The sequence below is a fragment of the Bacteroides sp. AM41-16 genome (assembly GCF_003603495.1).
Lineage (GTDB): Bacteria > Bacteroidota > Bacteroidia > Bacteroidales > Bacteroidaceae > Bacteroides > Bacteroides uniformis.
This window is the reverse complement of the sequence record NZ_QTNE01000013.1, coordinates 31,672-57,058: the sequence shown is the minus strand read 5'-3', so window position 1 is coordinate 57,058 and position 25,387 is coordinate 31,672. Positions and strand designations below refer to the sequence as shown.

Here is a 25,387-nt window from a genome sequence, read left to right as displayed (position 1 = left end):
GTGCCAATTGCCCTGCGGCATTTTCTGTACGCGCAGCCAATTGGCACATTAGCATATTTGCACATTATTCAATTATAATGTTTGCTTCACTTCTATTTCTTCGTAAGATTCGATAATATCGCCCACCTTGATGTCGTTGCAGTTTGTCAGGCTGATACCGCACTCGAAGTTGGTACCTACCTCCTTCACGTCGTCCTTGAAGCGCTTCAGGGCATTGATGGCACCCGTAAAGATTACGATACCGTCGCGTATCAAACGGGCCTTGTCGCTGCGTTTCACCTTTCCGGTCTTGACCATGGCACCTGCCACCAGTCCCACCTTCGTGATGTTGAACACTTCGCGCACCTCGATGGTTGCCGTTATCTGCTCCTTCAATGTCGGTGCCAGCATACCTTCCATGGCAGCCTTCACCTCTTCGATGGCATCGTAGATGACGGAGTACTTGCGGATATCCACACCCTCCTGCTCTGCCATCTTGGCGGCAGCACCCGAAGGACGTACCTGGAAACCGACGATAATCGCATCCGAAGCGGCAGCCAGCGAGACATCCGATTCGGAAATCTGACCGACACCCTTGTGGATTACGTTTACCTGCACCTGCTCCGTAGACAGCTTGATTAAAGAGTCGCTCAACGCTTCCACAGAACCGTCCACGTCACCCTTCACAATCACGTTCAGCTCATGGAAGTCACCCAGCGCCAGACGGCGGCCCACTTCGTCGAGCGTCAGCATCTTCTGCGTACGCAAACCTTGTTCACGCTGCAACTGTTCGCGTTTGTTGGCAATCTCGCGTGCTTCCTGCTCCGTTTCGATTACGTGGAACGTGTCGCCAGCAGCAGGTGCACCGTTCAAGCCCAATATCAGGGCAGGTGTAGAAGGACCAGCCTCCTGCATGCGTTGGTTACGCTCATTGAACATAGCCTTCACCTTACCGTAGCTGGTACCCGCCAGCACGATGTCGCCCATTTTCAAGGTACCGTTGGAAACGAGTACCGTAGCCACATAGCCACGACCCTTATCCAATGAGGACTCGATAATGGAACCGGTAGCACGGCGGTTCGGGTTTGCTTTCAACTCCAGCATTTCTGCTTCGAGCAGCACTTTCTCCATCAACTCGGGTACACCGATACCCTTTTTGGCAGAGATATCTTGCGACTGATACTTACCGCCCCACTCTTCCACCAAGAAGTTCATGGCAGCCAGCTCTTCCTTAATCTTGTCGGGGTTGGCAGTCGGTTTATCAATCTTATTGATTGCAAATACAATAGGAACACCCGCAGCCATGGCATGGTTGATGGCTTCCTTTGTCTGCGGCATCACGTTGTCGTCAGCAGCCACAATGATGATGGCAATATCCGTAGCTTTGGCACCACGGGCACGCATGGCGGTAAACGCCTCGTGGCCCGGAGTATCGAGGAATGTAATCTTACGTCCGTCGTCCAGCGACACGTGGTAGGCACCGATGTGCTGTGTGATACCACCCGCTTCACCGGCAATCACATTCGCCTTACGGATATAGTCGAGCAATGAAGTCTTACCGTGGTCTACGTGACCCATCACCGTTACAATCGGAGCGCGAGGTTCCAAATCTTCCTCATCATCCTCTTCCTCTACGATGGCCTGCGCCACTTCTGCGCTTACATATTCTGTCTTGAAGCCGAATTCCTCAGCCACCAAGTTGATGGTCTCGGCATCCAGACGCTGGTTGATGGATACCATCATACCAATGCTCATACAAGTGGCGATGACCTGAGTAACAGAAACATCCATCATGCTTGCCAACTCGTTGGCCGTCACGAATTCCGTAATCTTCAGTACCTTGCTTTCTGCCATTTCCATGTCTTCCAATTCCTGCATACGGCTGGAAGCCATGTCACGTTTTTCCTTACGATACTTGGCACCTTTGTTCTTTCCTTTGGAAGTGAGGCGTGCCAAAGTTTCCTTTACCTGCTTTGCTACATCTTCCTCGCTAACCTCCTGCTTGATGACCGGCTTCTTGAAGCGGTCCTTATTGCGGTTGCGGTTATTATTGGCATTGTTTCCACCAGGCTGGTTTCCACCTTGCGGGCGGGCACCCTGACCTTGCTGGGCACCAGCGTGTCCACGGTCGTTGCCACCACGCTGGAAGTTGGAAGCATTGTTGATGTCCACTTTCTCCTTATTGATACGGACACGTTTCTTCTTGCCGTTGGCATCGCCGGCAGCGGTATCCTTCAACTTGCTGTCATCACGGCGGATTTCCTTGATGATAGCTTCCTTCATCTGCTTCTTCTGATCCTGGCGAATCTTTTCCTTCTCTTCACGCTCCTTGCGTTTCTCCTCTTTCGATTTCTTCTTCGGGCGTGTGGATTGGTTCAGAGCCGCCAGGTCTATCTGTCCGATGACATTAATCTTCGAAACAAACTCAGGCTGATGTATCTTGAAGATTTCTTCTCCTTCTTCTTTCCCCTCTTTTTCAACCGGTGCTTCTTCAGCCACCGGTACGGGAGCAGGCGCTTCTATCATTTCTTCCTTTTTAGATTCTTGTTGAGCCTCTACAACCGGAGCAGGCTCTTCCTTGACAACGGGTTGTGGCTGCGGTTCCGAAACGGGCTGCGGCTCGGGCTCAGATGCCGGCTGTACCTCCGGTTGCGACTGTGGTTCCGGTTGGGGAGCAGGAGCAGGTTCCGGTTTCGGCGTTTCTACAACTGCCGGTTCCTCCACCTTCTTCTCCTCTACCGCTTTTTCCGCTTCTTTCTCTTTTTCCTGAGCAGGAGCAGGTCTACGGTTCAGTTTGTCCAAATCAATCTTGCCTACCGGCTTGAACTTCGGACGTGCGTCTTCCGGAACAACCGTCTTAATCTCCTCGGGCTTCGCTTTCTCCTGCGTTTCCCTATAGCCGTCAATAGACACGGACGCCTTGTTGCGGTCCTTGCTCTGACGTTCCTGGCTGAAACGCTCCGACTTTATCTTAAGGTCCTTATCTGTACTAAACTCCTTTTTGAGCAGTTCGAACTGTTCATCCGTAATTTTTGTGTTCGGATTTGCCTCAACGGTAAATCCCTTCTTTTGCAGGAACTCGACAGCCGTCGTAATCCCTACATTTAAATCTCTTGTTACTTTGTTTAACCTTATCGTCATACTAATTTAATGAATTAATGTGCCAATATGCTAATGTGCTAATTGGCTGAGAAAAAAGGAGTGTGCACTTCATCCGATATGCTATCTGCATTGGCACATTAGCATATTACCCACATTACCACATTACTGCTCCTCCTCTTCAAACTCCTGTTTCAAAATGCGCAATACCTCGTCCACCGTCTCTTCTTCGAGGTCCGTCTTCTCAATCAACATCTCACGGGGAGCGTTCAACACAGCCTTAGCCGTATCGATACCGATAGCCTTGATGGCATCGATAACCCAACCGTCTATTTCATCACGGAATTCGTCCAAGTAGATGTCTTCATCCTCTATGGCCTCATCCAACTCACGGAACACGTCGATGGTGTACTCAGTCAACATACTGGCAAGCTTGATATTCAAACCGCCTTTACCGATAGCCAGCGACACCTCTTCGGGTTTCAAGAACACTTCAGCCTTGCGTTCTTCCTCGTTCAAGCGGATGGAAGAAATTTTGGCAGGGCTCAAGGCACGCTGTATAAACAACTGGATATTGGACGTATAGTTGATAACGTCGATATTCTCGTTGCGAAGCTCGCGGACAATACCATGAATACGGCTACCCTTCACACCCACGCAGGCACCTACCGGGTCGATACGGTCATCGTAGCTCTCAACGGCAATCTTGGCACGCTCGCCGGGGATGCGGGCAATCTTCTTGATGGTAATCAGTCCGTCATTGATTTCGGGTACTTCCATTTCGAACAGACGTTGCAGGAAGACGGGCGACGTACGGCTCAGGATAATCTTCGGATTATTATTCTTGTTGTCCACACGTGCCACTACGGCGCGGGCGGTCTCGCCCTTGCGGTAGAAGTCACTCGGTATCTGTTCGGTCTTGGGCAGCAACAGTTCGTTGCCTTCATCATCGAGCAGCAGCATCTCTTTCTTCCAAATCTGGTAGACTTCCGCATTGATGATGGTACCCACTTTATCAATGTATTTGTTGTAAATACTATCTTTCTCCAGTTCCAATATCTTGGAGGCCAGTGTCTGGCGCAAGTTCAAGATGGCACGGCGACCGAAGTTCGCGAAGATAACTTCATCCGTCACTTCCTCGCCCACTTCATAAGAAGCATCAATCTTTTGTGCTTCGGACAATGCAATCTGCAGGTTCGGGTTTTCCAAATCCTCGTCTGCCACTACCTCACGGTTACGCCATATTTCGAAGTCACCCTTGTCCGGGTTTACAATTACGTCGTAATTCTCATCGGTACCGAACATTTTCGCAATCACACTACGGAACGACTCCTCGAGTACGCTTACCATCGTGGTTCTGTCGATATTCTTCAGTTCCTTAAATTCCGAAAATGTATCTATCAAGCTGACAGTTTCTACTTTTTTGGCCATAGTCTTATTTAAAACTGATTAAGTATTTAGTATATTTTATCTCTTCATACGTAAAGGTCAAGTCCTCGTCCACCAGCTTGGGACGCTTGGCACCTTCCTCTTTCACTTTCTTCTGAATGGTCACGACGAAATGCTGTTCGTCGGCTTCCTTCAACACGCCGCTGAGCTTGCGGCCGTCCTTTGCCAGCACTTCCACTTCCTTGCCGATGTGGTTAATGTACTGCTGCAGTACCTTGAAGGGCTGTCCGATGCCAGCCGAACCGACTTCCAACTCATAATCCTCATCCTCACGGTTCAACTTGGACTCGATGTAGCGGCTCAGCTCTACGCAGTCCTCAATCCAAACACCTTCTTTGTGGTCTATTTCCACCAAAATCTTGTCATCCGGGCTGATTGTCACCTCCACAAGGAAGTAGTCCTTTCCTGCCAGCCACTCGTCAACAATCTGACAAACAGTTTTCTTTTCTATCATAGATTAACCATTAGGAACAAAAAAGAGGAGCTTAATCGCCCCTCCACCTTTCATCCATTTTCGGTTGCAAAGATATAAATAATCTGTTCGACTACAAAATATTAGAGAAAAAAAGATTGATTTAACGGTTCAAACGGGAATTATATTACAGACAAGCCCTTTCAACACTTCAAGATAAGGGGTAAAACATATAATCTTATGAGACAGAAGCTTATACTTTATGAAATGAATTATCACGTTCCATACTACATGAGATGCACATGTCAAGCACAACGAGATGCGCATCTCAAACAACATGAGATGTACATCTCATGCATACAATCTCTATTGTTTCAAGAAAAGAAGTAAGGAGGTACAAGCGGAAAGAAGATACTGTTGAAAGACAACGCGGAAAAATAAAAGGCCGATAGCTTGTTTCATGCTATCGGCCCTTTTACTATGGTTCTAAAGGTCTAAAAGACCTTGTCGTATCACTTATTCGGAGTCTCCCACTTCTTGGTATCCGTACAAACCACGTTCACTGTCTGGTCACCCGTCTGGATGCGGAAGTCACCTTTCTCCAGAATCCACTTGCCGTCATAGCCTACAAAAGCAAGGTCGGAGCCTTTCAGTTTCAGTGTCACGGTCTTTGTCTCGCCCGGTTTCAGTTCCACCTTTTCGAAAGCGCGAAGACGGCGGGTATCGGGAGTAAGGGAGGCAACGAGGTCGCTGCTGAAGAGCAGCACGCTTTCCTTACCAATGCGGTTGCCGGTATTCTTCACATCAACGGTGAAAGTAAGCACATCATCAGCGGTAAAGTCCGACTTATCCACCTTGAGGTTGCTGTATGCAAAAGTGGTATAGCTCAATCCATAACCGAACGCCCACTGTACGGACACTTGCGCATCGTAGTTATAAGCACCTTCCATCTGCTTGCCGATGTGTTCGCACGGTTTGTAGTCGTACGTAATCAGAGAGTTGATTTCTTTCGGATAAGTGAAAGGCATCTTTCCGCTGAAGTTGGCGTCACCGGCAATGAGGTTTGCCAACGCATCACCGCCGTAGTTGCCCGGAAGCATAGTATTGACAACCGCTTTAGCCAGTGGCTCGATGTCGGCAATCAGACGGGGACGGCCTTCGTTCAACACCAGAATGATGGGCTTCCCGGTCTTGGCAAGAGCCTTCACCAAATCGAGCTGGTTCTGTGAGAGGAAGAGGTTCGTCAGGTTACCCGGAGTCTCGCAGTAAGAGTTCTCACCGATGCAGGCAACGATGTAGTCGGCACCGGCAGCGGCAGCTACAGCTTTCTCTATCTCCGGAGTGTTTTCTTCCCACCAGTTGCCACCTTGCTTATAAGTGACACCGGCTTCGTAAATGATATTGTCCGCACCGAATTTATTGGTGAAGGCTTCAAGAATCGTATTGTATTGGCCTGCATGCTCATCGGCCTTGTCACCCTGCCAAGAGTAGGACCAGCCGCCGTTGAGGCAACGCATGGAGTTGGCATTCGGACCGGTAACCAGCAACTTCTTGCCTTTTGCCAGCGGCAATATACCGTCTGTATTCTTCAGGAGTACCAAAGATTCCTCGGCAGCCTGGAGGGCGGCGGCGGCATGTTCTGCACCACCGAACAAGGGGAAGTCTTTCAAATCATAATAGGGCTTTTCAAATAGGTTGAGACGGTACTTCAAACGCAGCACACGACGTACAGCATCGTCTATACGGCTCATGGGAACTTCACCTTCTTCCACCAGCTCCTTCAAGAGTGTACAGAACTTCCAGTCGTACGGGTCCATCGACATGTCGATGCCGGCATTGATGGCGAGCTTGATGGCTTCCTTCTTATCCTTGGCTATGTGGTCGCGGCTATAAAGGTTGTTGATGTCCGCCCAGTCAGTCACAATCATACCGTCCCAGTTGAGGTCTTCTTTCAGCCACTTGGTCAGCAGCTCATAGTTGGCATGGAAAGGCAGACCGTTGTTCATGGCGGAGTTCACCATCACGGAGAGGGCACCTGCTTTCACCATTTCCAGATAAGGAGCGAAATGCTTCTCACGCATATCCTGCTCGGTGATGGAAGACGGCGTACGGTCCTTACCGGAAACGGGAACACCATAACCCATATAGTGCTTCATACAAGCGGCAACGTTGTTCTCGCCAATCAGGTTGGGGTTCTCGCCCTGGAAACCGATAACTGCTTCACGTCCCATTTCGGCATTGACGTAGGCGTCTTCACCATAGTTTTCCCACATACGCGGCCAGCGCGGGTCACGTCCGAGGTCGGTCACCGGGGCATACGTCCAGGGAATGCTTCCCGCCTTTGTTTCATAAGCGGAGATGCGTGCACCTTCACGTGTCAGTTCACGGTTGAAGGTAGCTCCCATATTGACGCCTTGCGGGAAGAAAGTACCACCCAGCGTATAGGTAGTTCCGTGTATCTGGTCTACACCGTACACACAAGGAATACCCATCACCTCCATGGATTTCTCCTGAATGCGTTTGATGATTTCCTGCCACTTCTCCACGCTCTGTGCCACACCGTTGGGCACGTTCAAGATGGAGCCTACTTTGTATTTTCCGATGACAGAGTCGAGCATCGCCTCGTCCAACTGGAAGCCCTTGGCATTCTCAATGCCTTGGATACGCATATAGAGCTTCATCATCACATCCTGCGAAGGCATCTCCTTGCCCAGCTTGAATTCCTTTTCAAGCTTGTATCTCTTGATGATTTTTTGCAGGTCCTTCACCGTGATGTTCTTCGGGTCGAGGCCGGCAAAGGGATTGGCGCGTTTCTGCAGGAGGTCGATAGTGAGTTCGCACATCTGACCGACTTTCTCGTCAAGCGTCATCTTCTTCAGCAAAGTCTCAATCTGCTGTTCTATTTTCTCGTCTCTTGGAATGGCAGGCGCAATAGTGGTCTGCGCCGTAGCAGTAAGTACTAACCCTGATAGGGCTAAAGATAAGATTAACTTTTTACTCATGGTTGTGATATTGGTTTATAATAGTTGCACTATCTGTTTATACGAGGCACAAAGATAAGAACATCCTGCCATACCAAAGGGTACAACAGGATGTTTTTTAGGGTATGATTTGTTATCTTTTCAGACAATCCTACTCTCATCTCTTCAAGAGGCTCATCGGTTCCTGAAGTTTCAAGATGTTGTTCGTCTTCTGCGTTGCGGCAGCTACTTCAGCCTCCAGCGTAGCCTTGATGTCGCGTGAGGAAGCCCCGACGAGGAACTTGTAGTTTCCGGGAGTTACCACCCATGCCGATGCAGCCTCATCATAGGAAGCCAGGTCGGCAGCATTCACTTTCAGCGTCACCACAGTAGCTTCACCCGGTTTCAGTTCCTTGGTCTTGGCAAAAGCTTTCAGTTCCTTTTCGGGTTTGTTGGCGTCTGCAGCATCGGGAGCGGATACATAAAGCTGAACCACTTCCTTACCTGCTACCTTACCGGTATTCTTCACTTCTACAGATACGATATAGACACCGTTGTCTGCCTTGACAGCAGCCTTGTCGTAAGCAAAAGTAGTATAGGAAAGACCGTAACCGAAAGGATAGGAAACCTGCTTGCCAAAGGTGTCGAAATAACGGTAACCCACGTAAATGTCCTCTTCGTAATTGGTATAGTCCACGTTCTTCACGTCGTTCTTCTTCCCACCTTTGTTCATGAGGTCGGTGCTCACACGCATGTCTATCGGGAAGTTGTCGGAAGAAGCGGCATCTTCAAACTTCACCGGGAAAGTCATTGTCAGCTTGCCCGAAGGAGAAGCCTTGCCACTCAGCACGTCAGCCACACTGTTTCCTCCCTCCTGGCCTGCCTGCCATGCACAAAGGATGGCATCGGGAACAGACTTCCAAGAAGCAGTTTCAATCACACCACCGATATTAAGTACCACCACTACCTTCTTTCCGGCAGCGTGGAAAGCATCGGACACTGCTTTCAACATGTTCTGTTCCTCTTTGGTGAGGTTGAAGTCGGCTACCATACGGTCAAGGAACTCACCGGAGGTACGTCCCAGCGTCACCAGTGCCACATCGGCCTTGGCAGCCTGCTCGCGGATGACTTGTGCGGAAACAGCCATCTCAGCCGGACGGGTATCGGGCATGAACCACTCTTTCTTATCTTTGGACAGACGTTCTTTCTCGGTTTTCAAGTAAGCTTCATAGCTATTCTTCAGCGCTTCATCCACCACATAGCCGGCATTCTTCAAGCCGTCCAATAGCGAAACGGTATAAGCGCGGTTCACATTGCCCGAACCTGTACCGCCTGCAATGAAATCGTAGGAAGTGCAACCGAAGAGTGCCACGTTCTTCACGTCGGCAGCCAGCGGCAGAGCACCGTTATCGTTCTTCAGCAATACCATACCTTCCGTTGCCGACTGGCGAGTAACGGCAGCATGCGCCTTCAAATCAGGCTTGTTGGAGTATTTATATCCCTTGAAGTGGGGAGTCTGGAGAATCATCTCCAGAATACGCTTCACATTCTGATTGAGGATGGCTTCATCTAACGCTCCGTCCTGCACACCCTTCACGATGGCTTCGTACTGCTTGGGCAGACCGGGCTGCAACATGTCGTTGCCCGCCACCATCTGTGCCACAGCATCTTTACCACCGAACCAGTCGGTCATCACCATACCCTTGAAGCCCCATTCGTCACGCAGCATCGTTGTCTGCAACTCCTTGTTTTCCGAAGTATAGACACCGTTCAGGTAGTTGTATGAGGACATCACGGTCCAAGGAGCGGATTCCTTCACGGCAATCTCGAACCCTTTCAAGTAGATTTCGCGCAAGGCGCGTGGAGATACATGCGCATCCGTAGCCATACGGTTGGTTTCCTGGTTGTTCACAGCAAAGTGCTTGATACTGGTACCCACACCGTTGCTCTGCACACCACGTACGTAGGCGGCGGCAATCTTACCCGACACCAACGGGTCTTCGGAATAATACTCGAAGTTACGTCCGCAAAGCGGGTTACGGTGAATGTTCAGCGCCGGAGCCAACAGCACGTCCGCACCGTATTCCAGCACTTCGTTACCGATGGACTGACCTACACTTTCCACCAGTTCCTGGTCCCAGGTAGAGGCGAGCAAAGTTCCGATAGGGAAATGAGTACAATAGTACGTAGCCGAATCCCCCTCACGCTTGGGGTCGATACGCAGTCCGGCGGGACCATCAGCCAGCACCACAGCGGGAATGCCGAGGCGTTCAATCGGGTATGTGGTTCCTGCCGCACCCGGCACCAGCTTTCTCGTTGCACCGATTACGGCACTGTCACCCGAGAAACCTGCCATACCGGTACCCACTACCAGATGCGCCTTTTCCTCCAAGGTCATGGCGCCAATCACCTCATCCAGAGAGGACTTTCCAAGCTGCGGCACACCCGGTCCGCAAGCTGACAAAACAGCCATTGCTGCTGCCATGGATATGATATTCTTCTTCATAATCTTATTTAAATATCTTCGGTGCGAATTCTGTCAGGTAAATACGCCAGTTCTTCCAGATATGACCTTCTCCGGTTTCATAATATTCATATTTGTAACCCTTCTCGTCCAACATCTTGCGGTAGTCGTTATTGGCCTGGAACAAGAAGTCTTTATTACCGATAGCGATGTAATAGAGTGCCGGTTTCTTGGCAAACTGGGTTTTCAGTTTGACTTCAAGGTTGTCATAAATCGGAGACTTCACATCTTTGTTGGGCATGATGGCAGCCGAGAACAGCCCTACATAGTCGAACATGTCCGGATATTGCTTGGAGATGTGCATGGAGTGGAAACCTCCCATAGAGAGACCAGCAATGGCACGCCCCTTCTTGTTGGCCTGTGTACGGTAAGTCTTATCAATGAATTTCACCACGTCGGGGAAAGCCGTTTCGAAAGAACCTTCCATCGTCTTGGGCAGATTCATGCTGGGAGCGGCAAAACCCAGTGACGATTCACCCGGAGCAGCCTCCAACGCAGCGTTACCGTTGGTCATTACTACAATCATCGGCTTGGCCTTGCCTTGGGCGATGAGGTTATCCAGAATCTGTGCCGTACGTCCCAGTTCGCTCCATGCGTTCTCGTCGCCACCCATGCCGTGTAGCAGGTAGAAGACGGGATAGCGCTTGCCGCTTGTCTCATATCCGGCAGGCGTATAGACAGTCAGACGGCGGTCCATACCCAGCGTAGGGCTGTTGTACCATACCTTAGATACCGTTCCATGAGGAACTTTATTCACTTTGTAAAGGTCGATGCGCTCGTCACCACCGATGATGAATACATTCGTCACGCTTGCCACGTCTCGAATCATATAGACGTTGGCAGGGTCGTTAATCTTCAGTCCGTCTACCAGGAAAGTGTAGCTGTAGAGTTCCGGTTTCAGCGGTTCGGGAGTAGTGAATTCCCACACACCGTCCTTGTTCTCTTTCAAATCTGCCACACCCGGACCATCAAACTCACCAAAAGGAGTCTTGATTTTCTGCGTAGGCAGGAAGTCGCCGGTTACTTGCACCTTTACGGCTTTCGGCGCCTTCAAGCGGAAAGTTACTGTATTGTTGTCGTGTATCTCAGGTGAGACCACGGGAGCGCCTCCCCAGAGAGCTTGTTGGGCGAAAGTCATCGCACACATCAGCAACAGAGCTGACAAAATAGAAATTCTTTTCATGATACGTATGTTATTTTGTTATTAAATTAGTTATACCAAATCCTCTTATTTGAACAACTTCGGCGCGAACTCCGTCAGATAGATTCGCCAGTTCCTCCAGATATGTCCCTCGCCCGTTTCAAGATACTCGTACTTATAACCATTGTCGTCAAGCAACTTGCGAAAGTCGGCCACACCTTTATAAACAAAGTCCGTCTTGCCGCATGCGATGAAGTAAAGAGCCGGTTTCTTGGCAAACTGAGTCTTCAGCTTACCTTCGAAGTCGGTATAGACCGGACAAGTCGATTTATCGTTTCCGGTACTTGCACCGGAGAAAAGACCTACATAGTCGAACATGTCCGGGTAATACTTGGAAATATTGCAAGAGTGGAAACTACCCATAGAAAGCCCGGCAATAGCACGGTTCTTCTTATTGGCAAGAGTGCGGAAATTCTTCTCCACGAACTTCACAATTTCGGGAAACGAGAGTTCAAAAGCACCTTCCGCCACCTTCGCTCTTTCGTCGGGACGCATGGAGGGGGCAACAAAACCCTTGGGAGATTCACCTGCAGCAGCATCTTGCCAAGCATTGCCGTTAGTCATCACCACAATCATAGGTTTAGCCTTGCCTTGTGCAATGAGATTATCCAATATCTGCGAAGTACGGCCAAGAGCAATCCAAGCTTCCTCATCACCACCTGCACCATGAAGCAGATAAAATACCGGATAACGCTTGCCGCTGGTTTCATAACCAGCCGGAGTGTAAATCGTCAGACGGCGGTCCATTCCCAGCGAAGGACTATTGTACCACATGCGACTTACCGTTCCATGGGGTACCTTATTCACTTTATACAAATCGGCACGGTCACCACCGATGATAAATACATTGGTCACGGTAGCCACATCCCGAATCATGTAAACATTGCTCGGGTCCATCATTCTCAATCCATCCACAATAAAGGAGTATCCATAAAGTTCCGGCTTCAATGGTTCGGGAGTAGTAAATTCCCAAACGCCATCCTTCCCCTCTGTCAAATCGGCAATGCCCGGTGCATCATAATCGCCACGAGGAGTCTTAATAGTTTGTGGAGGCAGAAAATCACCAGTAATCTGCACCCTTACAGCCTTAGGAGCTTTCAAGCGAAAAGTAACCGTGTTGTCGTCATGAATATCAGGAGAGACAACCGCCGCACCTCCCCAAAGAGCTTGCTGTGCAAAAAGGGTGACACAGCAGACCAGCAGCATCGCTGCCGAACTTAATAATCTTTTCATAATTTCTTATATTAAATGAATTAGCTTTTTGTTATTTAGCAAAGCTGCGACTTACAAAAGGCAGGCACATATAAAGTGCCGAATGCCAATATTCGCTGGTATGTCCGCCATCCCGCACACGGAACTGGCAAGGGATACCGGCATTACGCATCGCTTGGAAAAACTCTATATTACGGTCCAGCAGAAAGTCATCATCTCCGCAATCCACAAACCACTGTACTGTACGAAGCTGTGCCTTACGCGCATCATCTGCCTCAACCACATACCTGATGCAACTATGTTCCTGCACAGAACGCGTCAGCACAGCCATCTTGTTTGTGGGGTCGGGATCTTTTCCCACCTCCTCACCACTGACGGGGATGTTCATCAAAGCACTCATGGCATAGGCAGCACAATACATATCCGGATAGCGTTGTGCATAGCTCGTCGTTCCACCTCCGCCCATAGAAAGTCCGGCAATGGCACGATGCCGCTTATCACCTTTCACCCGGTAAGTCTTCTCTATATAAGGAAGGAACTCCTTATAGAAGAAATCTTCGTAAGCCCAGCCCGGCATGTTGAAGTAGCCGTTCCAGCAAGTAGCCGGATTGCCTCCTGCATTGGGGCTGACGATAATCATCTCGCAAGCCTCGCCCGATGCCACCAACTGGTCCATCACGTCCTTCACACGTTGGTCTGTAAACCAACTGGTATTCACCCCCGACATGCCGTGCAACAAATAGAGGATAGGATATTTCCTATCCGTTTCATTGCTATAGCTTTGCGGCAGATAGATGGTGTAGGCACGGTGTGCTTTCAATACCTGGCTGTAGATGCTGTCGGTCACTACCTTGCTTTGCGGTCCCCATGCAGGATTTTGTGCATTTGCCATCCACAGCAAGCAGACGGCTAAGAGAGAGAGTATCAATCTTTTCATGGTATCGATTTAAAAATGTACTACAAAATAAGCGTTTTCCATTCTAAAACTAATTGATATATATCAGTTTTTTCACGCATATCCCCCTCATCTCTTCACCATCGGATACACAGCCACAGGCACTTGCGCCCGCATGGCATCATGCACTTTCTGCTTGCGTGCCTTTGTCACCCTCTGTACCGCTGTGCAACGCACATCGGCCGAAGATGCGGCAACCATCCACTGATATTCACCCTTAGCCAACTCCCAAGAGCTGTTTTTCTCATTAAAGGAAGCCATGTCCATCACGTTCCAAGTCAGAATCAGTGTCTGGCTCTCGCCCGGCTGGAGCAAGGCAGTTTTGCCGAAGGCCTTCAACTCCTTGGCAGGCTTGTCAAGTCCCCCATTCGGAGCTTTCACATAGAGTTGTACAGCTTCACGCCCTGCCACCTTGCCGATGTTCTTCACGCTCACTTTCAACTCACAGCGGTCGGCATCCATTTTGGCGTTCTCTACCGCATAGTCAAAAGCAGTATAGCTCAAACCATGACCGAACGGATAGGAAACCTCTTTACCGAAAGTGTCGAAATAGCGATAACCCACATAGATTCCCTCTTCATAGTTGGTGAAATCCACATTTTTCTCCGGTTCCTTCGGTTTCTCCTCTTTCTTTTCGGACTTGAAGTTCATGCCGGTACCCATAGCAAACGACGGCATCTTGAACTCGTAATCAAAAGGGAAGTTAGCATCCGACGGCGCATCGCCATATTTCACGGCAAACGTCATGGGTAACTTGCCCGAAGGATTCACCTCTCCGGTCAGGATATCCGTGATACAATTGCCCACCTCTTGTCCCGGCTGGAAGGCACAAACCACTGCATCTGCCAGTCCCTTCCAAGAAGCAGTCTCCACCGGGCTGCAGATGTTGAGAACCACCACCAGTTTCTTGCCTGCAGCACGATAAGCGGCAGACACTTGCTTAATCAGAGCCAATTCGTTCTCCTTCAGGAGGAAATCTTCCACACGGCGGTCACAGCCCTCGCCACTGACACGCCCCAGCGTAAGCACGGCAATGTCGTTGGCTTTCACTTGTGCAGCCAGTTCCTCGGCAGTGGGCAGGAACTCCTCGGCACGGGGCAGCGGAGTAAAGGCGAAAGGCGGTTTTCCGTGAGGAAAAAGCCGTTTCTGCTCGTCGGCCATATGCTTCTTGTAGCGGTTCAGCAATTCTTTGTCCACGGTGTAGCCCGCATTGCGCAAACCTTCTACCATAGAAACCGTGTAATAACCGATGCCCGTACTGCCAAAGCCCATGCCGGCAGGAACCATGTCATAGGAAGTAGTTCCATAAAGGGCCACTTTTTTGATGCCGGCAGCCATGGGTAGCGCCTGCTTGTTATCCAGCAGCACGATACCTTCCGCACCTATCTCACGGTCTACTTGCGCATGAGCCTCCAAGTCGGTTTTATTGGGATACTCGTAGCCGGCAAAGGTATGGCTCTTGACCACAAACTCCAGCACACGCTTCACGCTGCGGTCGAGGAGTGCCAAATCCAGTGTACCACTCTCTACGGCTTTCAAAATAGCTTTATACTGGCGGTCCTGCCCCGGTTGAAGCATATCGTTTCCTGCTACGATGGAGGTCACGGCATCTTTTCCGGCATTCCAGTCGGACATCACCAGTCCCTTGAATCCCCATTCGTCGCGGAGGATGTCCTCTGTCAGTTCGCGGTCCTCGCAGGTATATTTGCCGTTCACCTTATTGTAGGCGGTCATCACGCTCCAGGGCTGAGACTCTTTGACAGCAATCTCAAAGCACTTCAAATACAGCTCGCGCAAGGGGCGCTGTGTCAGGCGAGAGTCGTTGTTATTGCGGTTGGTCTCCTGGTTGTTTACGGCAAAGTGTTTCAGGCAGGTACCTGTCCCCCGGCTCTGGATTCCGTTGATATAAGCAGCAGCCATTTTGCCGGTCAGCACCGGATCTTCCGAATAATATTCATGGTTACGTCCGCAGAGCACATTTCGCATCAGGTTGACACCCGGTGCCAGCAACACATCCAAACCATAATCCTTCACCTCCGTACCCAAAGTACGTCCCACCTTGTGGGCTGCATCCGGATTGAAAGTTGCTGCCACCGTGGTGCTGGAAGGAAATTCCGTAGCATGATAAGTACGGCTGTCGAATTCCCGCTTGGCAGCCATCGCCAACCGGTGCGGTCCGTCGGCAAGATAGGCGGAAGGGATACCCAGTCGGGGAATGTCGTAAGTACGTCCCGCTGTTCCGGGAAACTTGGTATCACTTCCCATCGACATTCCACAACCGATAACGAGGTGTACCTTCTCTTCGAGGGTCATGGCACTGACTACTTCGTCGATATTATCGGCACGCAGTCTGACTGACTGATTCGAACCGGTCGTCTGTGCAGTCAAGGCAGATGCCAGACAGAGTGAAAATAAAGTAATTGACAATCTTCTCATATATATTATATTTAAAAAGCCACAAAAGAAGCCCCCGTACAATTAGATGATTTCCACGGGGGACTTCTTCTACAAACAATTAATCAGTTAGAAAAATCTAATTTTGTCTATCTGCATCAGATGACGAAGTTAGATTTTGATTCTTTATGCGCTTTACCAACCTGCATTTTGTTCCATATTCGGATTCAAGCGGATTTCCTTTGCCGGAATAGGCAACAAATAATGTCTTTCCTTGAAACCATAACGCGTTTTATCCTTGTTATACTGAATGTATTCTACCGCTACATTATCCGGCTCATCTTTTCCTGCCTTATTTGACAAGATAGGTGTTCTTTCACCCTGATCCTTAAGCAAAGCCTCCGCATCTTTCCAACGGATAATATCCTGATAACGGGTATATTCAGAACAGAGTTCCAGTCTCTTTTCCAATTTAATGGCATCCAGGGTAGCTGTCTTGGCATCCAATCTTGCACGCTGACGCACCTCATTCAAGCAAGCATCAGCTTCAGATTGATTGCCATCCTTCAGGTTTGCTTCAGCCGCCAGTAACAAGACTTCAGCATAACGCATCCAACGATAGTTATTATATGAACACCAGAACCCAGCAGGAGATTCTACATTCGAGAAGCGACGCTTCCACATGAAATAACCTTCATTAATCAAACTCTGCCCTTTGGCAACCTTGACACCTAATTGAGAAATTTGGTCATAGGTTTTCATTGTCTGATTCAACCGATAACCATCTACACCCTCTTCCTGAACAAATGCATCATACAACTTTTTCTGAGGAACCATAAATCCCCATCCGGTACCATTAAACTGATTGTTAGAGCCAGACATATCCAACTTATCAGTGCGCCAATGATTCATCACCTCAAAGAAACTGAACTCATCCATGGAATTACTTGCATCAAAAATACGGTTACTTTCGAGCATACTTTCACAATTATACTCAGCCTTGTAGGTCAAGATATCCTCATAATTTCCATCATAAAGTTTATACTTACCGCTAGCTCTAACCTCATTCAAGACAACAGCAACTTCATTGCATCGTTTGCCTTATCCTTTCGTGCTTTGGCAACCTTTTGGGTGACGATACAACGTATGTCTGCAAAGGAGGCAGCTACCATCCACTTGTATTCACCTTTTGCCAATTCCCAAGCATTGATTTTATCGTTGAAGGAAGCCATGCCCATCACGTTCCAAGTCAGAATCAGTGCCTGGCTCTCGCCCGACTGGAGCAAGGCAGTTTTGCCGAAGGCCTTCAACTCCTTGGCAGGCTTGCCCATACCACTCTTGGGAGCCTTAACATATAACTATACAGCTTCACGTTCCATTAACTTACCAGTATTCTTCACATTCAAAAAGTAATCACCGTCAATATTGGTAATACAAGCGTTAGTAGTGCCTTTCTCCAGAATACTTACACCAATCATCTGTTCATTTAGGTTGTCCGTCACTATACCTGCCACTTTCAAGGCTTAGGTTTGCGCCTAACTGAAAGAGAGACAATACAGAAGCAGTACGGCAAATAACATATACCGCCTCAAGTTCATATTCTTTATTTTTTCATTTACAAATTAATTTAATTATTAGTTTAGCTTCGTACCATCGTTCATCGCCGTCACCCATACATTCACGTACAAGCAATCTAAGTTAGGTGGGAGGGAAGACCGTTGTTTCAATAAAAAAGATACCTATTTCGCATCATTTTTATAAAACATCTCTAATGCTTCACTATATATTATATCAAGACATCAACTTTATTATTTTCTTCCATGATAAATAAGCTCCTTCGTTTGTGGATCACGTGAGAATTGCATAAAATAATCCCACATCATTTTTGCTGCAGGTTTAAAATTCCAATGTCCATAATCATTGACCGCAACCATCTGAATAAGAGGTACCCCATTTTTACTCAACACACCAGTTTCCATCGAAATACCTTTATTCGTCCAAATTGTTTCACGATTCTCAAGAGTAATACCAAAAATAGTGTCCTTACTAAAATCTGGACGTTCTGTAACCGACATACCATTCATAATCTGATATATTTGCCATGCAGCAAAAAAAGCATTCTTCTGCCAATTATCTTTATTTATAAATGGTACTACAGTATCACTGGTTCCTGTTGCAGAAAAATAGGGCATTTCTACTGCACCACTCTTTTGGATCGCTTCACCCAACAAAGATTGCCGATCACAATCAAACCGGTAACTTCCAGGCAATATACCTGCCGAAAAGCCACCTACCGCAGCAAACAGATATGATTTTCGTATTCCTAATCCTGTAGAAGTGGCAGATCCAGCAGACAAACCTTCTGTGTAGACACGTGAAGCATCAAGCTGAGGATAAGTCTTCAACAAATAATATACAACCTGTTCAATACCATCCATACCCATCCGGGCATAATCTTTACTACCCTGCCATTCAAGTTCCACAACTACAAAATTTTCTTTTGCGCAGAGTTCAATGAAACCAGAGGTCTCAGCTTGTGTACGCGGATCATTCTCATTGCCATGCAGCAAGAGCAATAAAGGTACAGTTCCTCTAGGCGCTTTCAATGTTGCTTCAGGATGAAATTCATACCACAAAAAAGTTCCAGTACCCAGCAAATTCGTTTCCATAACCCGCCGAGTTATCCCCCACTCTTCAGGCATGATATATGGTTCAAGCTCATAAGTTCCATACTTTTCAGGAGTACCTCCCATATACCATGTATGTTTATAATTATTAAAACGATAGTTTTTAGACAACACTTGAACCCAAGCTTCCAAAAAAGTCTCTTTCAACGATGCACTTGTATCGCTCGATGAAACTACTTGCAACAGTTCTTCATCTGTATTGACATAGAATGTTAGGTTGCCCTTTACTGCAGTCTTAACAGCCTTATTAAGTTTTACATAAGAGTTGGTCACCTGTTTACTTCTAGCACCAGCAACGAATGTCGGTACAGGACAATCATCTAGTTCATACTTGCCAGGATTACCGCCAATAGTAACTATACCAGCCACAGCCTCAGCGTTCCGTGCTATGGCCTTGTTCACAAAAGTTGCTCCTTGTCCAATACCTATAACTTTTAGATTATTAACAACACGCATACCTTTAAAAAAAGTTTGGAAAGCCGACAAATCTTTTTCCATATCATAAGTATTACCCAAAGGATTCATAACACATACCGATGCAGAAAATTTATGTAGAATACTATCCATCCCCATCTCCTTAATCAAGGATTCAGCTTGAGTTACGTCACAACGTTTATCCGGATATATAAGGAAAAAAGGAGAAAAGCCCGCAAAACGGCCATCAACCTGCGTACAAGTATCACGATACATATATGCTTCTTGCTCTACTTTGGGGAGACGATCCAATATAATTGCATGATGCGAGTCAATACTTTTCCTTTTAATGACAATGTTTCTGACATCATAAACAATCTTGCAAAAACCGTCAGATATGCTACGAGTTGTAGAGGGTTGCGGAATTGCAAAATTATTGTATGGTCTGGCTCCATTTTGTTCTCCATCAGCCAACCGGCGGGACATTTTTTTCATAGTCTGAATATAGCTTAGAGACAGATAATTCTTTAAATATGGATAATGTCCACACCATATTCTACTGATACTTCCATCCGTCATCAGTTTCTCCATACGACAACAAGATTGATAAAAAGTTTCTATTGGAGACATTGGTACACATTGCAACCATACCTCTCCTGAGCCGAAAGCATCACCCGAATAACAATCTCCTTGTTCACGGTCAAGAAGAACAATAGAACCCGGTGTATGTCCTGCCATCAGCATAACTTCCAGTTTACGTCCTCCCAAATCAAATACTTGTCCTTCCTCCATATAACGTACCTTACCAGTATAGTTCACTGTTCGTTCCTTGATAAGTATACTATCGTTACGATGCATCCAAACCTCGTCGAAATAGCCGATACACCCAGCATGATCCGGATGTGCGTGAGTGATAATGACATCATAAGGTTTATTAGTGATACTCTCTACAATCTTATCCAAATCAGCGCAACGAGTACCCGCATCAATCAATGCAGCTTTATCATTACCCTCCAACAAATACATAGTAGTAAAATCCCATGTTTCAAACACCCATGTTTTATCTTTCAGCTTAGATACAGTCACCTCATCATTCTTGAAAACAACTTGTGACCATGTTCCCACAAAAGAAAATAGAACAACTATAAATAATAAACCTTTCTTCATAATCATATATTTAAGAATCTCTTGACACAGATAATACATTATAAACTACATAATCAACTTTCATATAAACTAGAGACAGCCTCCCCCCAGCAAAAAGAGAGAGGCTATATCATCAATCCACATCAATATCCCGGGTTTTGAACAATATTAGGATTTACCTCAATCTCATTTTCCGGATATGGCAGTAATTCATCACGATTAGGTGTCCAACCTGCCAATTCTCTTTCATTCTCTGTATAAGATACAGAAGTATCATACTGAGCATTATATATACCTTTAGCAGTAGTCAAATCATTTCCTTCTTTAGGAACTATAAGGAAGTTTGGCAATTTCTTACCTTTATCAGCCAACACAATAGGTGCATCTCCCCAACGTATCAAGTCTTGGAAACGCACTGCTTCCATAGCAAGTTCTAACCGACGTTCCAGCTTTAAGTCATCCATCGTAACATTTGACTTAGAAGGCAATTGAGCTCTTGTACGTACTTTATTCAGATAAATATCGGCATCAGGATCGTTTGTTTGAATACAGCATTCTGCCATCATCAGCAAGACATCAGCATAGCGAATAACCGGTGTACAGCTCTGATTACCGCACCAATATGACACATTTTCGTCATCTAAGCTTGCCAACCATTTCAAACGGAAATAGCCCTCATTGCCATATCTATTTGCTGTAGAATTTATACCAATGTTCATTCCTACAACTTGTTCAAAGGTACGAATCCAGCTACTTACACGATACCCATCCACTCCTTCTTCTGCTACATAAGCCTCATACAACGATTTAGTAGGATTGAAATAACTATAGCCACTGGTTGCATTAAATCTAAAATGAGAGGACGATTCCGGACCTGCTATAAACCCATAACCAAACGCCCAGTTAGCCAAAATACCATACCAGCCACCTTGTGCATACATATTAGCAGTATCATAATGACGGGTACACTCCAATACATATTCCTTACTTCCATTTCCTGCTGTATGATAGAAAATATTGATATCGTCTTCCAAATCATACTTACCAGAACCAATAACATCCTTGAACAGACTTTTAGCATCAGTAAATTTTTGTTGGTATAAGTAAGACTTGCCCAATAATGTCTTGGCTGCTTCCAAAGTAGCACGGGTACATCCATCCTTATCATCCACACTAGTTTTCGAAGTAAGCACACCGGAATTAATAGCTTCCGTCAAATCTGTTTCAATAAACTCCCACAATTTTTCACGTGTAGAATTAGACACTTTATATTCTTCCGAATTCTTCAACACCCTATCTACCAAAGGAGGATTACCCCAAAGAGTAGTCAGTTCAAAATAGCAAAGCGCACGATAGAACTTAGCTTCAGCAATATTGCGAGCTTTAATGACACTGTCCTCTGAATTGAATTTTTCTATCACCAGGTTACATAAATAGATCGTAGTATACAGATCCTTATAATAAGTCTCTATCCAGCCATTAGTAGGCATGGCTGCACTTTCAAATATTTCCTGTGCATAAGTCTGGTCTGATCGTGAACCTCCTGTATTAAAATCATCTGCCAAAAGATTCTTCACGAAAAAGCCGTTGGCATATTGCGAAGCTCCTCTATGACCTCCGGAGAAAGCCGTACGCCACGAACGATAAACGGCAGCAATAGCCTCTTCACAATCCTGGTCAGTTTTATAAAAAGCCTCTTCATTTGTCACACCTTGCTGTGGAATGTCCAATAAGTCAACGTCGCAAGATGTAAACGAGATCACACCTGCCATTAATCCCAATAATATTTCTCTTTTCATAAGTTTATTAATATTCAAAAGGTTATATATTAAAATGTTACCGATAATCCAAATACTACCTTTTTTGTTGTCGGATAGTTACCATAGTCTACCCCCATACCACTTGTGGTAGTAGAAGACACTTCAGGATCGAGTCCAGGATATTTGGTAAACAAGAAAAAGTTATCCAAAGATGCATAGACACGTAAGTTGTCTATCATGATTTTCTTTGTCCATTGTTTTGGGAAGGTATATCCCAACTGAATTTGCTTGATACGGAAATAAGAGCCATCGAAAACATAAGCATCAGACAAACCGTATTTATCCGCATTCGTCAGTTGCGGACGAGCATATTTGGCAGAAAGATTTTGTGGCGTCCAACGCTGATCGTACATCTCTTTCAACGAATACAGAATCCGGTTATAGCTGTAGGACATAAACACATCATTACCTACCGAACCATTACCAAATACCGACAAGTCAAAGTTTTTGTAGCTGGCTGTCAACGTAAGACCATAAGTAAAATCCGGCATTGGTTTGCCAATCATAGCCTTGTCATTGGCATTGATAGAACCATTACCATCATTATCTCTGAATACGGGATCACCGTTTTCATTCAAATGGTCTACTTGATAACCACGGAAATACCATACCGGAAAACCTTCCTCAAAAGCAGAGAATGAACCATTGGAAGCCATTGTAGTACTTCCTTCAATACGTCCACCACTAACGTGTGGATCAAGGTAAGTAACTTCATTCTTCAACGTAGCGATGTTTCCTGAAACCGAATAGCTAAAATCTCCAATATTATCGCGCCAAGAAGCTTCCAGCTCAAAACCTTCATTTACTACATTACCAGCATTCATAGGAGCAGCAGAATTTCCTGCCTCATACGGAATAATAATGTTAGATACAATCAAATCTTTCGTTTTCTTCTTATACCAATCCATACTCAAAGAAAAGCGGTCCTTGAAAGCGCGAAGGTCAAGACCAATATTCAATTGCTCAGAAGTTTCCCACTTCAAATCAGGATTATAAAGTTGGGAAGGCTGAGCAGATGTCATATAATTTATTTTACTATTGCTGAAAGGATACCCAGCTGCATTCGTAATCAAGGCATTAGAATATTTATACCCACTCAGATTACTTGTACTACCATTCTGTCCCCAACTGCTCCTCACTTTCAGAAATGTAATAGGAGTGTGATTGTTCTCTGCAAAAAAGTCTTCATTGGATATAGTCCATCCCACCGAAGCAGAAGGAAAGTATCCCCAGCGATTCGTCGGAGGCAATACAGAAGCATCAGCAGCGTCAGCACGCATGGCAAACTGAGCCATGTAGCGGTTCTTATAGTCATAACCCACACGACCAAAGTAAGACAGTTTGCGGTAAATATAATTATGTCCACCGGTACTTTTTACCGCATCGCCGGCCGGCCAGTCCACATCCGCATACAAAAGGTTATCTTTGGCTATCTTGTCTACACCAGCAGACACATAAATCTGGTCAGACTGCGAATAAGACATACCCAACATGGCAGAGATATTATGTGTATCCAACAAGGTGGTATTATAGTTGACAAAGTTCTCCCATTGGTAATAAGTAGTAGATAAGCTGGTGCGAGTTACGCCGTTTCTGTCTTTATTTGAAGCTGAGGCAGAACCATAATACAAATTGTTGTGAGTGTAAGTATTATCCGTGGCAATACGATAACCCAAACGAGTGGTGAACACTAAATCCTTAATCGGAGTAAAATTGGCATATAGGGTACCCATCAGGCTGTTGCCCGTATTCTTCTTGTCGTTCATACGGATAGCCACCATCGGATGTACTTGTTCCATTGTGCCCAAACAGCTGTAATAATCACCATTGGCATTCTGTAAAAGTGTAAAACCATTAGCTATCTGTGCTTGCATCTGTGTGGGCAAAGCGTCAGCCGGATAAGTATCAGCAATGTAAGGAGCCAAGGTCATAACAGTAGCTATCATACTTACATAAGAAGTTCCACCACTACCATCACTGATGGCTTTGCTCGTATAATTGGCATAATTGGCAGTAGTACCCACTTTCAGCCAAGGCTTGATCTTGTAGTCAGCATTCAGCATGACAGAAAGGCGCTTGTAGGTATCACGGTCCTCACGAATGATACCATTATCATACAAATTATTAAGTGACAAGAAATATGAGCCTTTGTCATTGGCACCTTGAAAGGTGACTGTATGACGGGAAGCAGGAGAAGCATTAAATGCCACATCATACCAATCTGTTGACGACACTCCATCCCATACACCATTGCTTATCAACTCTCGAATATTAACGTCAGTAAAAGTAGGGTCAGCTTCCTTCATCTGTGTAAGGTACTCCTGAGAATTCAACAATTCAGGACGACGTGCTAGGCTGTTGATAGAATACTGGAAATCGTAAGAGATACTACTAGTACCCTGACTTCCACTTTTGGTCGTAATCAATACAACACCATTACCAGCCTGGGCACCATAGATGGCTGCCGAAGCGGCATCCTTCAATACCTCCATACTCTTGATATTATTAGGGTCGATAGAGCTTAAATCGTTGACGATAAGTCCATCCACTACATACAAGGGGTCAGATGTTCCATTGGAAGAGAAACCACGGATACGGATAGTAGGTGATGAACCCGGCTGAGAAGTAGTAGACACCAGCTGTACCCCGGCCGTCTTGCCTTGTAAGGCTTCTTCGGCACGGGTTATAGAACGATTCTGGATATCCTCGGACTTCACCTGCGAGATGGCACCCGTCACTGAACTTTTCTTCTGTACACCATATCCCACTACAACTACTTCGTCCAATGCCTGAGCGTCTTCTTTTAAGATGATGTTCATTACTCCCGCTACGGCTTTCCGTTCAAGAGCGACATAGCCGATATAAGAATACACAAGGGTAGCCCCTTGCTTCACATTCAGAGTATAGTTACCATCAATGTCGGTAATACAACCGTTGGCAGTACCTTTCTCAACGATACTCACGCCAATCATCGGTTCGTTCAGGTCATCAGTAACTCTACCATTCACCTTCACCGTCTGAGCTTGTACCAGACTGAAAGGGAGACAAATCAATAGGAAGAGTGTCATAGCCGCAAATCTCTCCCGAGCTGTTTGTTTCAGATTTTGTTTCATTTGATTAAATATTAGATTTATG

General features: G+C 46.5%; 13 protein-coding genes and 1 pseudogene. All 14 read right to left on the bottom strand.

Going from position 1 to position 25,387, the window contains the following annotated elements:
• Window positions 1-72: 72 nt before the first annotated feature.
• The gene (gene infB / locus DW896_RS12545) at window positions 73-3,120 is read right to left on the bottom strand and encodes a translation initiation factor IF-2 (RefSeq protein WP_008661990.1); all 3,048 of its coding nucleotides are present in this window, start codon (window positions 3,118-3,120) and stop codon (window positions 73-75) included.
• Window positions 3,121-3,243: 123 nt separating this feature from the next.
• Entirely contained in the window at window positions 3,244-4,509 is a 1,266-nt protein-coding gene (gene nusA / locus DW896_RS12540) for a transcription termination factor NusA (RefSeq protein ID WP_005824354.1), read from the bottom strand.
• A gap of 4 nt (window positions 4,510-4,513) precedes the next feature.
• Window positions 4,514-4,981: a ribosome assembly cofactor RimP gene (gene rimP / locus DW896_RS12535; RefSeq protein ID WP_005824352.1), complete on the bottom strand. Its 468-nt coding sequence runs from the start codon at window positions 4,979-4,981 to the stop codon at window positions 4,514-4,516.
• Window positions 4,982-5,451: 470 nt separating this feature from the next.
• A complete protein-coding gene (locus DW896_RS12530; protein ID WP_119993310.1) occupies window positions 5,452-7,941 on the bottom strand; it encodes a glycoside hydrolase family 3 N-terminal domain-containing protein in 2,490 nt (829 codons plus the stop codon).
• A 136-nt stretch (window positions 7,942-8,077) separates the two neighbouring features.
• Entirely contained in the window at window positions 8,078-10,405 is a 2,328-nt protein-coding gene (locus tag DW896_RS12525; RefSeq protein ID WP_119993308.1) for a glycoside hydrolase family 3 C-terminal domain-containing protein, read from the bottom strand.
• A 4-nt stretch (window positions 10,406-10,409) separates the two neighbouring features.
• Window positions 10,410-11,606, bottom strand: coding sequence for an esterase (locus DW896_RS12520; RefSeq protein WP_005825852.1), 1,197 nt, complete (start codon window positions 11,604-11,606; stop codon window positions 10,410-10,412).
• Window positions 11,607-11,651: 45 nt separating this feature from the next.
• Window positions 11,652-12,857 (bottom strand): esterase, encoded by a 1,206-nt coding sequence (locus DW896_RS12515; RefSeq protein ID WP_005825853.1) that lies wholly within the window; start codon window positions 12,855-12,857, stop codon window positions 11,652-11,654.
• A gap of 31 nt (window positions 12,858-12,888) precedes the next feature.
• Window positions 12,889-13,773 (bottom strand): esterase family protein, encoded by an 885-nt coding sequence (locus DW896_RS12510; protein WP_035447705.1) that lies wholly within the window; start codon window positions 13,771-13,773, stop codon window positions 12,889-12,891.
• Between the two features lie 87 nt (window positions 13,774-13,860).
• A complete protein-coding gene (locus DW896_RS12505; protein ID WP_119993306.1) occupies window positions 13,861-16,227 on the bottom strand; it encodes a glycoside hydrolase family 3 C-terminal domain-containing protein in 2,367 nt (788 codons plus the stop codon).
• Between the two features lie 153 nt (window positions 16,228-16,380).
• Window positions 16,381-17,163: a RagB/SusD family nutrient uptake outer membrane protein gene (locus DW896_RS12500; protein ID WP_230373587.1), complete on the bottom strand. Its 783-nt coding sequence runs from the start codon at window positions 17,161-17,163 to the stop codon at window positions 16,381-16,383.
• Window positions 17,164-17,252: 89 nt separating this feature from the next.
• Window positions 17,253-17,591, bottom strand: a pseudogene (locus tag DW896_RS21740) (fibronectin type III-like domain-contianing protein); the annotation flags it as partial.
• Between the two features lie 402 nt (window positions 17,592-17,993).
• Window positions 17,994-20,453, bottom strand: a complete 2,460-nt coding sequence (locus DW896_RS21730; protein ID WP_230373588.1) for an MBL fold metallo-hydrolase — start codon at window positions 20,451-20,453, stop codon at window positions 17,994-17,996.
• Window positions 20,454-20,575: 122 nt separating this feature from the next.
• Window positions 20,576-22,231: a RagB/SusD family nutrient uptake outer membrane protein gene (locus DW896_RS12480; RefSeq protein WP_117878269.1), complete on the bottom strand. Its 1,656-nt coding sequence runs from the start codon at window positions 22,229-22,231 to the stop codon at window positions 20,576-20,578.
• 29 nt (window positions 22,232-22,260) lie between these two features.
• On the bottom strand, window positions 22,261-25,365 hold the full coding sequence (locus tag DW896_RS12475) for a TonB-dependent receptor (RefSeq protein WP_117878271.1): 3,105 nt from the start codon (window positions 25,363-25,365) through the stop codon (window positions 22,261-22,263).
• Between the last annotated feature and the right edge of the window lie 22 nt (window positions 25,366-25,387).

Bases quoted from the DNA above. Each gene is read 5' to 3' on its own strand.
- DW896_RS12530 (WP_119993310.1), bottom strand. From the start codon at position 7,941: ATGAGTAAAAAGTTAATCTTATCTTTAGCCCTATCAGGGTTAGTACTT.
- DW896_RS21730 (WP_230373588.1), bottom strand. From the start codon at position 20,453: ATGAAGAAAGGTTTATTATTTATAGTTGTTCTATTTTCTTTTGTGGGA.
- DW896_RS12475 (WP_117878271.1), bottom strand. From the start codon at position 25,365: ATGAAACAAAATCTGAAACAAACAGCTCGGGAGAGATTTGCGGCTATG.
- nusA (WP_005824354.1), bottom strand. From the start codon at position 4,509: ATGGCCAAAAAAGTAGAAACTGTCAGCTTGATAGATACATTTTCGGAA.
- DW896_RS12525 (WP_119993308.1), bottom strand. From the start codon at position 10,405: ATGAAGAAGAATATCATATCCATGGCAGCAGCAATGGCTGTTTTGTCA.
- rimP (WP_005824352.1), bottom strand. From the start codon at position 4,981: ATGATAGAAAAGAAAACTGTTTGTCAGATTGTTGACGAGTGGCTGGCA.
- DW896_RS12520 (WP_005825852.1), bottom strand. From the start codon at position 11,606: ATGAAAAGAATTTCTATTTTGTCAGCTCTGTTGCTGATGTGTGCGATG.
- infB (WP_008661990.1), bottom strand. From the start codon at position 3,120: ATGACGATAAGGTTAAACAAAGTAACAAGAGATTTAAATGTAGGGATT.
- DW896_RS12500 (WP_230373587.1), bottom strand. From the start codon at position 17,163: ATGCTCGAAAGTAACCGTATTTTTGATGCAAGTAATTCCATGGATGAG.
- DW896_RS12510 (WP_035447705.1), bottom strand. From the start codon at position 13,773: ATGAAAAGATTGATACTCTCTCTCTTAGCCGTCTGCTTGCTGTGGATG.
- DW896_RS12515 (WP_005825853.1), bottom strand. From the start codon at position 12,857: ATGAAAAGATTATTAAGTTCGGCAGCGATGCTGCTGGTCTGCTGTGTC.
- DW896_RS12480 (WP_117878269.1), bottom strand. From the start codon at position 22,231: ATGAAAAGAGAAATATTATTGGGATTAATGGCAGGTGTGATCTCGTTT.
- DW896_RS12505 (WP_119993306.1), bottom strand. From the start codon at position 16,227: ATGAGAAGATTGTCAATTACTTTATTTTCACTCTGTCTGGCATCTGCC.